The 14,408-nt window shown below is 73.6% G+C and carries 16 protein-coding genes; 6 read left to right on the forward strand and 10 right to left on the reverse strand.

The genetic code is table 11. The annotated features are described in order from the left end of the window. Positions 1-17 precede the first annotated feature (17 nt). Positions 18-296: a DUF6582 domain-containing protein gene (locus ABZS58_RS14335; RefSeq protein WP_354781301.1), complete on the forward strand. Its 279-nt coding sequence runs from the start codon at positions 18-20 to the stop codon at positions 294-296. A gap of 60 nt (positions 297-356) precedes the next feature. Here ABZS58_RS14335 and ABZS58_RS14340 read toward each other — a convergent pair whose 3' ends face one another. Together ABZS58_RS14340 and ABZS58_RS14345 are read right to left on the reverse strand one after the other, a co-directional pair. Then, positions 357-1,343, reverse strand: coding sequence for a malate dehydrogenase (locus ABZS58_RS14340; protein WP_354781303.1), 987 nt, complete (start codon positions 1,341-1,343; stop codon positions 357-359). A gap of 68 nt (positions 1,344-1,411) precedes the next feature. Next, a complete protein-coding gene (locus tag ABZS58_RS14345; protein WP_354781305.1) occupies positions 1,412-2,191 on the reverse strand; it encodes a methyltransferase domain-containing protein in 780 nt (259 codons plus the stop codon). 41 nt (positions 2,192-2,232) lie between these two features. Between ABZS58_RS14345 and ABZS58_RS14350 the strand changes: the two genes are divergently transcribed. Continuing rightward, positions 2,233-2,481: a hypothetical protein gene (locus ABZS58_RS14350; protein ID WP_354781307.1), complete on the forward strand. Its 249-nt coding sequence runs from the start codon at positions 2,233-2,235 to the stop codon at positions 2,479-2,481. Positions 2,482-2,706: 225 nt separating this feature from the next. Here the strand turns inward: ABZS58_RS14350 and ABZS58_RS14355 are convergent, their stop codons facing one another. The 5 genes from ABZS58_RS14355 to ABZS58_RS14375 form a co-directional block, all read right to left on the reverse strand. After that, entirely contained in the window at positions 2,707-3,006 is a 300-nt protein-coding gene (locus ABZS58_RS14355) for a hypothetical protein (RefSeq protein ID WP_354781309.1), read from the reverse strand. Between the two features lie 6 nt (positions 3,007-3,012). Further along, complete coding sequence (locus ABZS58_RS14360; RefSeq protein ID WP_354781311.1) at positions 3,013-3,474, reverse strand: SMI1/KNR4 family protein; 462 nt, start codon at positions 3,472-3,474, stop codon at positions 3,013-3,015. Positions 3,475-3,496: 22 nt separating this feature from the next. Further along, positions 3,497-4,357, reverse strand: a complete 861-nt coding sequence (nth, locus tag ABZS58_RS14365) for an endonuclease III (RefSeq protein WP_354781313.1) — start codon at positions 4,355-4,357, stop codon at positions 3,497-3,499. Between the two features lie 144 nt (positions 4,358-4,501). After that, entirely contained in the window at positions 4,502-6,808 is a 2,307-nt protein-coding gene (gene lon, locus ABZS58_RS14370; RefSeq protein ID WP_354781315.1) for an endopeptidase La, read from the reverse strand. A 46-nt stretch (positions 6,809-6,854) separates the two neighbouring features. Then, positions 6,855-8,048 carry an FAD-dependent monooxygenase gene (locus tag ABZS58_RS14375; RefSeq protein WP_354781317.1) on the reverse strand — a complete coding sequence of 398 codons (1,194 nt, stop codon included), beginning with the start codon at positions 8,046-8,048 and terminating at the stop codon, positions 6,855-6,857. 55 nt (positions 8,049-8,103) lie between these two features. On the opposite strand from ABZS58_RS14375, the gene ABZS58_RS14380 reads away from it, so the two are divergent. From ABZS58_RS14380 to ABZS58_RS14390, 3 genes are read left to right on the forward strand one after another with little or no spacing between them, the layout of a single operon-like run. Then, the gene (locus ABZS58_RS14380) at positions 8,104-8,676 is read left to right on the forward strand and encodes a TetR/AcrR family transcriptional regulator (protein ID WP_354781319.1); all 573 of its coding nucleotides are present in this window, start codon (positions 8,104-8,106) and stop codon (positions 8,674-8,676) included. Beyond that, the gene (locus ABZS58_RS14385) at positions 8,673-9,851 is read left to right on the forward strand and encodes an MFS transporter (RefSeq protein WP_354781321.1); all 1,179 of its coding nucleotides are present in this window, start codon (positions 8,673-8,675) and stop codon (positions 9,849-9,851) included. Before ABZS58_RS14380 ends, ABZS58_RS14385 begins: the two co-directional genes overlap by 4 nt. Before the next feature lie 38 nt (positions 9,852-9,889). Continuing rightward, entirely contained in the window at positions 9,890-10,255 is a 366-nt protein-coding gene (locus tag ABZS58_RS14390) for a hypothetical protein (RefSeq protein ID WP_354781323.1), read from the forward strand. A gap of 57 nt (positions 10,256-10,312) precedes the next feature. On the opposite strand, the gene ABZS58_RS14395 is transcribed toward ABZS58_RS14390, so the two are convergent. Continuing rightward, positions 10,313-11,062 carry a protein phosphatase 2C domain-containing protein gene (locus ABZS58_RS14395; protein WP_354781325.1) on the reverse strand — a complete coding sequence of 250 codons (750 nt, stop codon included), beginning with the start codon at positions 11,060-11,062 and terminating at the stop codon, positions 10,313-10,315. 122 nt (positions 11,063-11,184) lie between these two features. Then, positions 11,185-11,478, reverse strand: coding sequence for a hypothetical protein (locus ABZS58_RS14400; protein WP_354781327.1), 294 nt, complete (start codon positions 11,476-11,478; stop codon positions 11,185-11,187). 115 nt (positions 11,479-11,593) lie between these two features. On the opposite strand from ABZS58_RS14400, the gene ABZS58_RS14405 reads away from it, so the two are divergent. Then, positions 11,594-13,705, forward strand: coding sequence for a hypothetical protein (locus tag ABZS58_RS14405; RefSeq protein ID WP_354781329.1), 2,112 nt, complete (start codon positions 11,594-11,596; stop codon positions 13,703-13,705). Between the two features lie 89 nt (positions 13,706-13,794). Here ABZS58_RS14405 and ABZS58_RS14410 read toward each other — a convergent pair whose 3' ends face one another. After that, on the reverse strand, positions 13,795-14,355 hold the full coding sequence (locus tag ABZS58_RS14410; RefSeq protein WP_354781331.1) for a GNAT family protein: 561 nt from the start codon (positions 14,353-14,355) through the stop codon (positions 13,795-13,797). Positions 14,356-14,408 lie beyond the last annotated feature (53 nt).

A 14,408-nucleotide genomic window follows, 5' to 3' on the forward strand; every position in this document is an offset into this window, starting at 1 on the left:
AGGGAACTTGTACGGGCATGGAGACGACATGGAGGCCCTCCGAGGCACACGGCACGCTGTCCGAGGAGACCCGCGAGCGCCTGCCCGACAGCGTCTACGCGTTCCCGGAGCAGCGCAAGCTGCCGCTCACCGACGCCAAGCACGTCCGTAACGCGGTCGCGCGGTTCGACCAGGTGCGCGGCGTCAACGACAAGGACCGTGACCTCGCCTTCGCGAACCTCGCGGTGGCGGCGAAGCACTACGAGGTGGAGCTGTCCGAGGCGAGCTGGCACGAGCTCGGCCGCGCGCCCCACTGAAATGACACGCCGGCCCACCCGCTGTGCGGAAGCGGGTGGGCCGGCGTCATGTCCTACCGGTCAGATCAGGCCGAGACGCTCCACGGCGGTGCGCTCCTCGGCGAGCTCGGCGACCGACGCGTCGATCCGGGCCCGGGAGAAGTCGTCGATCTCGAGACCCTGGACGATCTCCCACTTGCCGCCGCGGGACACGACCGGGAACGACGAGATCAGGCCCTCCGGTACCCCGTACGAGCCGTCGGACGGCAGCGCCACCGACGTCCAGTCACCCTCGGCGGTGCCGTTCACCCAGTCGTGGACGTGGTCGATGGCCGCCGACGCCGCCGAGGCGGCCGACGACGCGCCGCGCACGTCGATGATCTCCGCACCGCGCTTGGCGACCCGCGGGATGAACTCGTCGGCATACCACTGCCGGTCACCGACGGCCTCGGCGGCGTTACGGCCCGCGACCTCGGCGTGCAGGATGTCCGGGAACTGCGTCGCCGAGTGGTTGCCCCAGATGGTGACCTTGCGGATCTCCGACACCGGCACGCTGAGCTTCTGCGACAGCTGCGCCACCGCCCGGTTGTGGTCCAGGCGGGTCATCGCGGTGAACCGGTCTGCCGGCACGTCCGGCGCGTTGCGCTGGGCGATGAGGGCGTTGGTGTTGGCCGGGTTGCCCACGACCAGGATCCGGATGTCGTCGGCGGCGCCGGCGTTGATCGCCTCACCCTGCGGCTTGAAGATGCCGCCGTTGGCCTCGAGCAGGTCGCCGCGCTCCATGCCCTTGGTGCGGGGCCGGGCCCCGACGAGCAGGGCGACGTTGGCCCCGGAGAACGCCTGCTTCGGGTCGTCGAACACGTCGACCCCGGCGAGCAGCGGGAACGCACCGTCCTGCAGCTCCAGCGCGGTGCCCTCGGCGGCGCGGGCGGCCTGCGGGATCTCCAGCAGGCGCAGCTTCACACGGGTGTCGGCACCGAGCAGCTGACCGGACGCGATGCGGAACAGCAGCGCGTAGCCGATCTGGCCGGCGGCACCGGTCACGGTTACGTTCACGGACTCGCTCATCAGACTTCTCCTGCGGCAGCGGCGGGTGTGCTTGTCCCCACAAACTATCCCTGGCCCCCAACGACCGTTCACTCACCGCCGTTTTGATGTGGCTTGAAGCACTCGATCAGGTAGCGGCTCGTGGAAGCGGTGAACGGGCCCTCGGCCTGGATGCGGTCGTGGAGGGCCCGCAACTGCTCGCGGTAGGCGTCCACGGTGAAGCCCGGCACGATCCAGATGACCTTGCGGAGGAAGACGGCGACGGCGGCGACGTCGGAGAACTCCATCCGCAGTCTCACCTCGCGGAGGTCCTTCACCTCCAGGCCGGCGGCGCGGGCGGCGGCGGCCGCCGCGTCCGGGTGACGGCCCTGGCCGACCGGGGTCGGGCCGAGCATCGCCTCGGTGAGCTCGTGGACACTGCCGACGCCGACGTGCTGGGCGAGGTACGTGCCGCCCGGGCCCAGGACCCGGGCGAGCTCCGGCCAGCCGGCGACGACCGGGTGCCGGCTGCTGACGAGGTCGAACGTGCCGTCGTCGAAGGGCAGCGGGTCCTCGTCGGCGACGTGGGCGACGGTGCCGCCGTACGGGGCGAGCGCCCGCGTGGCGAGGGCGACGTTCGGGAGCCAGGACTCGGTGGCGGCCAGGACCGCGGGGGTGGTGCCGGCGCGGCGCAGGGCCCACGCGACGACCTCACCGCCGCCGGTCTGCACGTCCAGGGCGCGGCCGGCGGTGCGGTAACGCCGGGACAGGAGGTCCGCGTAGCCCCAGGGTGGTCGCTCCTCGGTCGCGCGGCCGTGGAACCAGGAGAAGTCCCAGCCCTCGACGGGCACGGTCGCGCCTTCGGCGAGGAGCGCTTCGAACTGCGGCATGACGTGGTTGCACCTTCCGTTGCGGGGGAATCACCGACAGCATGACGATCATTGCGCAGACCCAGGTGTTGTGGCTGGCCACGGCCACCGACGACGAGATCCAGGCCGGCCGGGTCATCGGCTGGCAGACCGAGCACGTGCAGCCGGTGCCACTGGTCGCGTGGACCGACGAGACGGGACTGCTCAGCCGCGTCGGCACGCCGGTCAACCCGGTCGTGTGGCTCGGCGACACCCGCGGCGAGGTGGTGGAGTCGGCGCAACGCGAGTCCCGCCAGCCCGCCCTGCGGTAGCCGCGGCAGGTGTACGGCCGGCGACAGGTCGGGCCGCCGCGCGGAGCCGGGACCGGGCGGGCCGCTCCCGCACGTCGAGTCGCACCCGGGCCTTGCGTCGCGTCGGCATGTCTCGATGTTGTGCCGGTCCCACCCGGGACGCAACCCAGTTCCGCGCTCACGGGTCATGGGACTCAGCGGGCCCGCACCGGCCGGGTGATCGTCAGGACCGAGGGGGTTTGACGATCACCCGCCCCGCCGCTCGACCTCCCGCCGGTGCCAGTCCTGGAAGAGCTCGCGTTTGCGGGCCGCGCGGTCGGCGACCTCGGCCTCGATGCCGTTGGCGGCGGTGAGGTAGCCGATCGCCGCGAGCAGATCGCCGCACTCCTCGACGAGCCGGTCGCGCAGGTCGGAGCCGTCGTAGTGGGCGGGGTGGCCACCGGTGGCCACCAGCTTGCCGACGACCTGCAGCAGCTCCCCGGCCTCCTCCGCGACCTTCGCCAGGCCGGGCCACACGCCGGAGCCGATGCCGAACGGGTCGGTCACCGCGGGTCACCTCCCGACCCGCAGGCCCTCCGCGGCGACGAACTCGAGGAAGTCGTCGGCGGCGTGCTCGACGGCGCCGTCCTCGTGGTAGCGGAAGCTGACGGCGTCCTCGCAGATCCCGTCGTGGACCACGAAGCCCCAGTAGTCGCCGGTGCCGACGGGCGCGACCGCGACGAACCCGCGGCCGTGTTCGTCGGCGGGCGCGTTGGCGCTGAGCAGCGTCTCCACCCAGCGGCGGCCCTCGTCGGCGGGGAGCAGCTCGACGAAGAGGAAGCGGCCGGCGCCGTACCGCAGCAGGAACCCGCGGTACTGCTCCGGCAGCCGCACGCCCAGCCGCCGCTGGACCCGCATGAGGTCCGCCTCGGTGGCCCGCCAGTGGTCGAAGACGGCGACGTCACCGTCGCGCTCGAGGGCCGCGTACCGCCGCAACGCCTGCCGCAGCAGGACGTCGAAGTCGGCGAATCGCACCGGAGCAGTGTGCCACCGGCGGTCACTTCAGCAGCGCCCGGGCCTTCTCGGGGTCGAGCTCGCCCTTGCCGGCGAGGCCGGTCGACGGGCACTCCTCGGCGAGGGGGCAGGCGCCGCACGCGGGCCTGCGGGAGTGGCAGGTGCGCCGGCCGTGCAGGATCAGCAGCAGGTTGACCGAGACCCAGTCCTTCTTGTCGAACAGCGCCGCGACGTCGGTCTCGGTGCCCTCGACGTCGCGCTCCGGCCCCCAGGCGAGACGGTGCGCGACCCGCTCGACGTGCGTGTCGACGGAGATCGCCGGGACCGAGAACGCGTTGCCGAGCACCATGTTGGCGGTCTTGCGGCCGACCCAGGGCAGCTCGACGAGCTCCTCGAACGTGCCGGGCACCTCGCCGTCGTGCCGCTCGACGAGGGCCGACGCCAGCTTCATGACGATCTGGGTCTTCTTCCGGTAGTACCCGACGGGCTGGAGGATCTCCTCCATCTCCGCGGGGTCGGCGGCGGCGAGGTCGGCCGCGGTCGGGTACTTCGCGAACAGCACCGGGGTGACGAGGTTGACCCGCTCGTCGAGGGTCTGCGCGGCGAGGACAGCGGCGAAGAGCAGTTGCAGCGGCGAGGCGAAGTCCAGCTCGAGGACCGGGTCCGGGTATCTGGCGGTGAGCAGCCGCAGGATGCGCCGCGCCTGTCTGGTCTTCTCCAGGTCCGGCCCGGCCGGCACGTGGACCACGGCGGCCTTCGAGGGCTTCTTGACGGGGGTCGCCTTCTTCGCCGCGGCCTTGGCGGCGGTGGCCTTCTTCGGCGCGGCGGCCTTTTTCGCCACGGCCTTCTTCACGGGCGCGGCGGTGGTGGGCTCGGCTGCTGGGGTCGTGTTCCGGCTCGGCACGCAGACGAGCCTACGTCGCCGCGCCGCCGCCTGCGGTCCGCCTCGCCCGCGGCTACGACGTCCGGCGCCGCCGCCGGATGTTGGAGCAGATCCGCACGACGAACCCGCCGCCCCCATATTGAGGGCGGCGGGTCAGGCGGTGGGTCAGGCGGACGGGACCAGGGTGGCGACGTCCGCGGGGCGCAGCGCGAGGGCGAGCACGTCGGCGACGTCGGCGAGGGCGTGCACGGTCAGCTGCGACCGCACCTCCGCCGGCAGGTCGTCGAGGTCGGGCTCGTTGCGCTTCGGGATGATGACCTCGGTGAGGCCGGCCCGGTGTGCCGCCAGGAGCTTCTGCTTGACCCCGCCGATCGGCAGGACCCGGCCGGCGAGGGTGACCTCGCCGGTCATGCCGAACTCGGGCCGCACCGGCCGCCCGGTAGCCAGTGACGCCAGTGCCGTGACCATCGTGATGCCGGCGCTGGGGCCGTCCTTCGGGACCGCGCCCGCCGGGACGTGCAGGTGGATGCGGCGGCCGGCGAGCTCGTTGGGGTCGATGCCGAGGCGCCGGCCGTTGGAGCGCAGGTAGGACAGCGCGATGTGCGCCGACTCCTTCATGACGTCGCCGAGCTGGCCGGTGAGGGTCAGGCCGGGCTCGCCCTCCATCGAGGTCGCCTCGATGAAGAGCACGTCGCCGCCGGCGCCGGTGACGGCGAGGCCGGTCGCGACGCCGGGGACGGCGGTGCGCTCGGCCGACTCCGGCGTGAAGCGGGGCCGTCCCAGGTATTTGACGACGTCGTCGACGTGCACCGGGGTGCCGTCGTAGGCGACGGCGACCTTGCGCAGGACCTTCGCCAGTGCCCGCTCCAGCTGGCGGACGCCGGCCTCGCGGGTGTGCTCCCCGGCGATGGCCCCAAAGGCAAGATCGCTGATCGTGACCTCGTCAGGGCTCAGGCCGGCCCGGTCGAGCTGGCGGGGCCACAGGTGGTCGCGGGCGATGGCGACCTTCTCCTGCTCGGTGTAGCCGTCCAGGGTCACCAGCTCCATGCGGTCCAGCAGCGGGCCGGGGATGGTGTCCACCACGTTGGCGGTGGCCAGGAACAGCACGTCGGACAGGTCGAGGTCGACCTCGAGGTAGTGGTCGCGGAACGTGTGGTTCTGCGCCGGGTCGAGGACCTCGAGCAGGGCCGCGGCCGGGTCGCCGGCGTAGCCGACGGCGAGCTTGTCGACCTCGTCGAGGAGCACGACCGGGTTCATCGAGCCGGCTTCCCGCAGGGCGCGGACGATCCGGCCGGGCAGCGCGCCGACGTAGGTGCGGCGGTGGCCGCGGATCTCGGCCTCGTCGCGCACGCCGCCGAGGGACACCCGGACGAACTTGCGGCCCAGCGCCCGGGCGACGGATTCGCCGAGGCTGGTCTTGCCGACCCCGGGAGGGCCGGCGAGGGCGAGGACGGCGCCGGAGCCGCGGCCGCCGACGACCTCCTTGCCCTGCGCGGCGCGCCGGTTGCGCACGGCCAGGTATTCCAGGATGCGGTCCTTCACGTCGGCGAGGCCGGCGTGGTCGGCGTCGAGGATCGCGCGGGCCTCGGCCAGGTCGGTGTTGTCGCTGGTCCGGACGTCCCACGGCATCTCCAGGACGGTGTCGAGCCAGGTGCGGATCCAGCCGGCCTCAGGCGACTGGTCGCTGGCCCGCTCCAGGCGGCCGACCTCGCGCTCCGCCGCCTCGCGGACGACGTCGGGCAGCGTGGCCTCCGCGACCCGGGTGCGGTAGTCGGCGGAGCCGGACGGCTCGTCCTCGCCGAGCTCCTTGCGGATCGCGGCGAGCTGCTGGCGCAGCAGGAACTCCCGCTGCGTCTTCTCCAGGCCCTCGCGGACGTCGTGGTTGATCTTCTCGTTGACCTGCTGCTCGGCGGCGTGGGCGCGGGCCCATTCGACGAGCAGCTCGAGCCGGGCGGTGACGTCGGGGGCGCCGAGGAGCTGGATCTTCTGCTCCAGGGTGAGCCACGGCGCGTAGCCGGCGGAGTCGGCGAGCTCGGACAGGTCCGTCATGCGTTCGACGGTGTCGATGACCTGCCACGCGCCGCGCTCCTGGAGCACACCGATGACGAGTGCCTTGTATTCGCGGGCGAGCTCCTTCGCCCTGCCGGCGGGGGCGGGCTCGTCGAGCAGGGTGGCCTCGACCCACAGCGCCGCGCCGGGGCCGGGGACGCCGGCGCCGATGCGGGCCCGGGACACGCCGCGCACGACCGCCGCGGGCTCGCCGCTGGGCAGCCGGCCGACCTTCTCGAGGACGGCGACGACGCCGAAGGAGCCGTATTCGCCGTCGACGCGCGGGACCGCGAGGACCCGCTTGTCACCGGCTGAGCGCGCCGCGTCGACGGCCGCCTGCGTGGTGGCGTCGAGCGTCACGGGGATGACCATGCCGGGGAGCAGGACGTCGTCGGTCAGTGGAAGAACCGGGAGAGTAGCCATGTCTGACACCTGCCATCAGGATGAGGTTGAGCGTGTCAGGCTTAAGTTACAAAGCGTTCCCTCTGTTCCCGGAAAGATCCCGCGTGTGACCCAGGCCACCGTAGTCCGGCAGGTCGAAGGCCTCCGCGGTCCGCGTCGCGAGGTGCTTGAACAGGTGTTTCACCGGCGGGAGGTAACGGATCACGCGGAAGAAGCGGTCCCGCTGGGCGATCCTGCGGTCGGTGTCCGGGACGAGGAAGTCCGCACCGCCGGACGCCTGTTTCTGGCAGGTGGCCACGTAGGGGCGCAGGCGCCGCTCGTACACCTCGAACGCCTTGTCGAAGGGAAGCCGCCGCAGCTCACCGGCGAGCACATGGGCGCCGACGACGGCGAGACCGGTGCCGTTGCCGCCGGGGCCGCCGGCGTAGCCCGCGTCGCCGAGGAGCACGACCCTGCCGCGTGACCACCGGTCCATCCGGATCTGCGTGGTGGAGTCGAACCAGAAGTCGGGCGCGGTCCGCATGGCTTCGAGCAGGCGCGGCACCTTCCAGCCGGCTGCACCGAACGCCTGGGCGACGACGGCTTTCGGGTGCGTTTTCGTTATTTCGTCATTCGCCGTGAAAAAGAGTGAGACGACTGCTTTGTCCTTGGTCACCCCGCCGATCGTGACGGTGCGGCGCGGTTCGTTGTACATGAGCGCGGTCCGGTCCAGGCCGAACTCGTTGGCCATGGTGAAGATGCAGCCGTGGACACCGAGGTCGCGCCGCGGCACCTCGCCGAAGACCAGGTCGCGGACCTTCGAGTTGACCCCGTCGGCGCCGACCACCAGGTCGAACCTCCCCGGCGCGCCCCGCTCGAAGGTCACGTCGACACCGTCGGCGTCCTGGGTGATCGTGGCGATCGAGTCGCCGAAGACGTATTCGGCGTGGTCGCGGGTGGCGTCGTACAGCACGGCGCCGAGATCCCCGCGCAGCAGCTCCAGATCGCCGCTGAAGATCGCCGACGGCATGGTCGCCTTCAGCGCGCCGTCGCGGTCGACGATCGCGATGTCACCCATGTGCGTGGCCCTGGCCCGCATCGCGTCCAGCAGCCCCATCCGGCGCAGGACCTCCAGGTGGACCCGGCCGCGGAAGTCGACCGCGTAGCCGCCGCCGCGCAGTGCGGGCGCCCGCTCCACGACGGTGACGCGGTGGCCGAGCCGGTGCAGCCAGAGGGCGAGGGACGGGCCGGCGACGCTCGCGCCGGAGATGAGGATGTCCATGGCCGGGAAATATACATTCGTCTTATACGCTTGTATAGACCCTAGGATCTGGACCATGGGACATCGCGAGGACCTCCTCGACGGCGCCGTGCGCTGCATCTACGAGAAGGGCTACGGGCGGACCACCGCCCGCGACATCGTCGCCGCGTCCGGCACCAACCTCGGCTCGATCGGCTACCACTACGGCTCCACCGAGGCGCTGCTCAACGCCGCACTGGAGAAGGCCCTCGAGGACTGGGGCACGCAGATGGCCACCGCGCTGCTGGCCACCGACGCCGAAGGCCTCGCCGGTCTGGAGCGTTTCGAGGCGTACTGGACCAGCGTCATCGCCTCGCTCGGCGCGCACCGGCCCGCGTTCATGGCGTCGTTCGACGCGTTCGTGCAGATGGAGCACGCCCCCGCGATCCGGACGATGATCTCCGAGGGCATGCGGGACGCCCGCGGGCTGTGGGCGTCGGTGTTCCACGGGATCGACCCCGCCGCCGAGCCGCAGAAGGCGTTCCAGCTCGGCTCGTTCTACCAGGCCCTGATCAGCGGCGTGCTCACCCAGTGGCTGATCGACCCTTCGAGTGCGCCGAGCGGCCGTGATCTCGCCGAGGCGCTGCGGATGATCGCCGCGTCGCTGTGACCCGCCGCGTCGGCGGCATCCTGCTCCTGGGCGCGATCGGTCGGGCGCCGCTGACCGCGGTCGGGCCGCTCGTCGCCGACATCCGCGCCACCGGGCACCTGTCCGGGGCCGCCGCCGGGCTGCTCACCACCCTGCCCCTGCTGGCGTTCGCCGGCTTCTCCCCCGTCGCGCCGCTCGCCGCCCGGCGGATCGGCCTGGAGCGTGCCCTCGGCCTCGCGGTCGCCGTCCTCGCCGTGGGCATCGCGGTGCGCTCCGCCCCGGTGCCGACCGCGCTGTGGCTGGGCACGGCGGCGGTCGGCGCGGCGATCGCCGGGTTCAACGTGCTGCTGCCGAGCCTCGTCAAGCGCGACCACCCGGCGCGGGTCGCGCAGCTGTCCGGCGGGTACTCCGCGGCGCAGGCGGTCGTCGCGGCCATCGCCTCCGGCACCGCGGTGCCCCTCGCCGCGCTCACCGGCGGCTGGCGCGCGGCCCTCGCCTGCTGGCTCGCGCTCGTGGCCGTTTCCGCTGCCGCCTGGCTGCCCCGCGTGCTGCGTCCGTTGCCCCCTGCCGCCGCAGCCGCCGGTACCGACGCGGCACCGGCAGACCCGGGAAACCCCAGGTCACCGTGGCGGACGGCGCTCGGATGGCAGGTGACCGTGTTCATGGGGTTGCAGTCCCTGGCGTTCTACGTGCTCATCACGTGGCTGCCGTCGATCGAGCGCGACCACGGCATCCCCGCGCAGGCGGCCGGGTGGCATCTGTTCGCCTACCTCGCCGCAGCCGTCGCCGCCAACCTGGCCGCGCCCGTCGCCCTGCACCGGGTGCGGGATCAGCGGCTCGTCGGGTTCGCCGGGGTCGCCTGCATCGGGCTCGGCACCGCCGGGCTGCAGTGGCTGCCGTGGACGCCGGCCTGGACCCTCGTCTCGGTCGTCGTCGCCGGGTTCGGCGCGGGCGGCGTCCTCGTCGTGTGCCTGTCGCTGTTCAGCCTCCGCACCGCCGACCACGCCCAGGCCGCGGCGCTGTCCGGGATGGCGCAGACCGGTGGGTACGCCCTCGCGGCCACCGGACCGGTCCTCTTCGGCGCCCTGCGCGACGCCGGCGGGTCCTGGTCGCTGCCGATGACCGTCCTGTGCGCCCTGATCGCGGTCACCGCCGCGTTCGCGGTGCTGGCCGGCCGGGACCTCCGCATCGGGTAGTGCGGGGGTCGGGCGGGTCGTGGGTTAGGTTGGTCGGCGTGGATGATCAGCTGGCCTGCCGCCTGCGTGTCGCGGGAGATGTGTTCGATCTGGCCGGGCCGCCGGCCGCACTGCGTGACCTGGGTGCCCGGCTGCGGGCCGCCGGTGACGTGTTCGAGCAGCGCATTCTCAACGGGACCCTGGTGCAGCTGCGGGCCGGCGGGCCGGTGAGGGTCGCGCTGCGCGGTGGGCCGGCGCTCGAGGTCAGCGGATCCGCAGAGGCGCTCGCCGCGCTATGGGACGCTCTCGATGTCGTCGCCGAGGAGGCCGAGGCCGATCCGGACGCGGATGGACCCGCGCCACACCGGCACGTCGAGGCGCTGACCGTCACCGCCGAACGCCCCGCCGCCGAGCTCGTCATCTGACACCCGCCCCGCGAAGGCCCGCCCCGCGAAGGCCCGCCCCGCGAAGACCCCGTGGTGCTAGAAAACCTTGACGACGACGGCGGTGGCGTTGTCCCGGCCGCCGGCCTCCAGGGAGGCGGCGACCAGGGCCGAGGCCATCGCGTCCGGGGGTGCGCCGGAGCTCAGGGTGGCCTCCATCCGCTGATACGGCACCTGCTCGGCGATCCCGTCGGTGCACAGGCAGTAGACGTCGCCGGGGAACATGGTGACGCTCAGGACGTCGGGCTCGGGCAGGCCGGGGTGGCCGATGAAGCGGTGCAGCTGGTAGCGGGCCGCTTCCGCCTGCGGCGAGTCGGCGGGAAACCAGCCGTGCACGGCGCCGAGCCACGCCTCGGTGTGGTCGATGGTGAGCAGTTCGAGCAGGCCGCCGCGCAGCCGATACACCCGGGAGTCGCCGATCTGCGTGACCCACGCGCCCGTGGCGTCGGCGACGAGGGCGGTGAGTGTGCAGCCGGTCAGCTCCCGCAGGGTCTTGCCGGCGGCGCGGACCTGGCGCTGGGCGTCGGCGACCGCGGCGAAGAGCGGCGGCGGCGCGAACGGCCCGCGGTGCTCCTGCACGGCGGTGGTGAAGATGTCCACGGCGGTCCGGCCGGCGGTGCGGCTGCCCTCGCCGGCGCCCATGCCGTCGGCGACGACCGCGCACAGGCCGGGACGGCGCTGCAGCTCGGCGGTGTGCAGCACGTCGAAATTGGCCGGATACCGCCGGCCGATGTCGGTGGCGGTGCCGACCCGCAGTAGGCGCCCGGCGCCCTGGACCTCGATCGTCATCAACGTTGAGCGTAACCCGGGGCCGCCCCGAAAGTGACCCGGGTTCATGTGCCGGACACCTCACCGTCGTCCCGCAACCGAACGTCGCACCACGCCGGTAGCCGTGCCGCTGCACACGGTGCTCACAGACGGCGGGACTCCACGCGCCAGGTGCCGTCGTCGAGGCGTTCCCAGCCGTCGGCCTCGCCGCCGAGCTCCGCGAACAGCAGCACCCGGTCGAAGATCCAGTCGGCGAAGTCGTCCTGCTGGTCCTCGTCGAGACCGGCCCGGATCACCGCGCCGAAGGTGATCAGCCCCGTGCCCTCAAGGGGGGACGCGCCCAGGATGCCGATCACCGACAGGTCGTCGGGCGCCACGTCGACGCGCTCCTCGACCTCCAGGAACCCACCGTCGGGCATCTCCACCAGAAAGGCCACGGCTCCGACGGTACCCAGACAGCGGGCGCGACACCCGCAGGCGCGGCCGTTTCGGCTGGTGACGTAGCCGGTCCGATGATGCCTGTGGGTTGAATGTGGCCGGTACAGTGCGCGGATGGAGTCCGCCGCGGCGCTACCGGCCCCGCTGACCATCCTGGTCGGCCGGGACGCGGAGGTCCGCGCCACGGTCCGCCTGCTGATCACCGGACATCGACTCATCTCACTGGTCGGGACGGCCGGGAGCGGCAAGACCCGTCTCGCGATCGCGGTCGGCGCGGCGGTGCGGACCCCCGTCTGGTTCGCGGACCTGACCACCATGCAGGTCGACGACGCCGCCGGCTTCGTTCTGGACGCGTTCGCGGTGGCGCGCAGGCCCGACCTCGACGCCGCCGGCACCCTCCTCGCCACGCTCGGCGACGGGCCGGCGCTGCTCGTCCTCGACAACTGTGAGCACGTCACCACCCAGGTCGCCGACCTCGCCGCCCGGCTGCTCGACGCGGCGCCGGCCCTGGCGGTCCTCGTCACCAGCCGTCAGGCGCTCGGCCTTCCCGGCGAGACGGTGGCACCCGTCGCCCCGCTGGACGACGAAACGGCGCTGCGCCTGTTCGAGACCAGGATGTTCGAGCGGACCGGCCGGCCCTTGCCGGACGGGCACCGGGCCGGCGCCGCCGCCATCTGCCGCGCCCTGGACGGCCTGCCCCTGGCGGTCGAGCTGGCCGCCGCCCGGGCCGCGCTGCTGTCCGTGCCGGAGGTCCGCCGGCTGCTCGCCGACCGCTTCCGGGTCCTGGCCGACGCGAAGGCCGGCGGGCCGGAGCACCACCGCACGCTGCGGGCCGCGCTCGACTGGTCGTACGAGCTGCTGTCGCCGGACAAGCAGGCGCTGCTGCGGCAGCTCGCCGTGTTCCAGGGCGGGTGGAGCCCGGCGGCGGCCGCGACGCTCCCCGCGCACGGGCCCGGTCTCCTGGCCGCGCTCACCGAGCGGAGCCTGATCGACACGACCGGCGCCCCGCGGGGACGGATGTTGCAGACCGTCGCGGCGTACGCGGCCGCCCGGCTCACCGAGGTCCCCGACGAGGCCGCCGCCGCCCGCGACGCCCACGCCCGCTGCTACCTCGACCTCGCCGAGCGGGCCGCCGACGGCATCCGCGGCCCCGGCCAGCGGGACCTGCTGCGCATGTTCACCGTCGAGCAGGACAACCTGCGCGCCGCGATGACGTGGCTGTCCACCCGGCCCGGCGCCGAGGACCTGCGCCTGGCGACGGCACTGGCCCCCTTTCTGCATTTCACCGGTGTGTACCGGCAGGGCCGCGACTGGCTGTCGGGTGCCCTGGACCGCCGGCCGGACGCGCCGGCGCAGCTGCGGGCCGCGGCGGGTGCGGCCGCCGCGACCCTCGCGATGCTCGACTGCGACTACCCGGCCGCCGCCGCGCTCGCCGAGCTGGCCCTCGGTGGCTCGCCCGGCGGTCCGGCACGGGGGCGGCTGCTCACTCTGCTCGGCTGCGTCGAGCGGGAGCGCGCCGACTACCGTCGCTCGCGGCGCTTCCTGGAGGAGGCGCTGACCCTGTACCGCGACGCGGGCGACGCCTGGGGTGAGGGCCGCGCGGCCCAGCTCGCGGGCGCGACCGCGTGGCTGTCCGGCGACCTGGCCGCCGCGGCGTCGCTGCTGGACGCGAGCCTGGTGGCGTTCCGGGACCTGGCCGATGACGAGTCGGTCGCCTCGACCCTGACGCATCTCGGCGCGGTCGCGCATTTCGGCGGTGACCAGCCGGGCGCGCGCCGGCACCTGGTCGGCGCCCTGGACCGCTTCACCGAGCTGTCGTTCCCGGAGGGGATCGGCTGGGCGCAGGATCTCCTGGGCCGGGTCGACCTCGCGGACTCCGCCGTCGCCTCGGCGGCGGAGCGGTTGCGGGCCAGCCTGTCCATCCACCGGCGGGTCGGCGACCGGTGGCGCTCGGCCAGCGTCCTGGAGGCCCTCGCCGAGGCCCGCCGCCGCCTCGGCGACCCGGCGCACGCGGCCGCCCTGCTCGGCGCCGCCGACGTCATCCGGCACGAGATCGGCGCGCCGACCCCCGCCTGCGAGCTGCCGGCCCGCCACGCGACGGAGGAGGCGCTGCACGCCGAGCTGCCGGGCGCGGCGTTCGACCGGGCGTTCCGCTTCGGCACCCGCACCGGCGTGGACGACCTCCTCGACCTCGCGGGCACGGCCGGGCAGCTGGCTCGCGCCTAAGACGTGTTTGGTGAGTGGGGTCGGAGCGAGGCGAGGTCCAGGCGGCGTCTGGGCCCGCCGCAGCCCGGCATCCACTTACCAAGCACGCCTTAGGTCAGCTCGCCGGGGAGCAGGCCGTACACGACGGTGTCGCGGCGGCCGTCCTTGAACCGTACGTGGGACCGCAGGACGCCCTCGCGCACGAACCCGCACCGCTGCGCGACCCGCGCCGAGGCGACGTTGGCCGGCTCACAGGTCAGCTCCAGCCGCTGCACGCCGAGCCCCTCGAACGTCCACGCCGCCAGGAGCCGCAGCGACCGGGTGGCGACGCCGCGGCCGCGGGCCCAGGGCGCGACCCAGTAGCCGACGGCCGCCCGGCCGTCGGCGGCGCTGACGTCGTACACGGACGCCGCCCCCCACACGCGGGCCGGGTCCGCGGCGTCGGCGACGGCGAGGTTCAGCGACTGCCCGGCGAGGCGTTCCCGTTCGTCGCGCTCATACGCGCCGAGCACGTCCCGCTCGGTGGGCGGCTCGACCCGCGGCCACGAGAACCGCCGGCACAGCTCGTCGGAGAACCCCGCGAACCGCTGCGGGCCGTCCTGCTCCCGCCACGGTCGCAGCAGCACGAACCCGTCGCCGAGCTCCGGGTCGGGAAAGGGCAGCTCCGCCATGCCGGGAGCCTATCCGCGGCAAGCGGGCGTTAAGTGGCGGCCAAGTGCGGCAG

Source organism: Dactylosporangium sp. NPDC005555 (assembly GCF_040605635.1).
Taxonomy (GTDB): Bacteria; Actinomycetota; Actinomycetes; order Mycobacteriales; family Micromonosporaceae; genus Dactylosporangium.

Coding starts and splice junctions, on each gene's coding strand:
- ABZS58_RS14335 (WP_354781301.1), top strand. CDS start 18: ATGGAGACGACATGGAGGCCCTCCGAGGCACACGGCACGCTGTCCGAG.
- ABZS58_RS14340 (WP_354781303.1), bottom strand. CDS start 1,343: ATGAGCGAGTCCGTGAACGTAACCGTGACCGGTGCCGCCGGCCAGATC.
- ABZS58_RS14345 (WP_354781305.1), bottom strand. CDS start 2,191: ATGCCGCAGTTCGAAGCGCTCCTCGCCGAAGGCGCGACCGTGCCCGTC.
- ABZS58_RS14350 (WP_354781307.1), top strand. CDS start 2,233: ATGACGATCATTGCGCAGACCCAGGTGTTGTGGCTGGCCACGGCCACC.
- lon (WP_354781315.1), bottom strand. CDS start 6,808: ATGGCTACTCTCCCGGTTCTTCCACTGACCGACGACGTCCTGCTCCCC.
- ABZS58_RS14375 (WP_354781317.1), bottom strand. CDS start 8,048: ATGGACATCCTCATCTCCGGCGCGAGCGTCGCCGGCCCGTCCCTCGCC.
- ABZS58_RS14380 (WP_354781319.1), top strand. CDS start 8,104: ATGGGACATCGCGAGGACCTCCTCGACGGCGCCGTGCGCTGCATCTAC.
- ABZS58_RS14395 (WP_354781325.1), bottom strand. CDS start 11,062: ATGACGATCGAGGTCCAGGGCGCCGGGCGCCTACTGCGGGTCGGCACC.
- ABZS58_RS14405 (WP_354781329.1), top strand. CDS start 11,594: ATGGAGTCCGCCGCGGCGCTACCGGCCCCGCTGACCATCCTGGTCGGC.
- ABZS58_RS14410 (WP_354781331.1), bottom strand. CDS start 14,355: ATGGCGGAGCTGCCCTTTCCCGACCCGGAGCTCGGCGACGGGTTCGTG.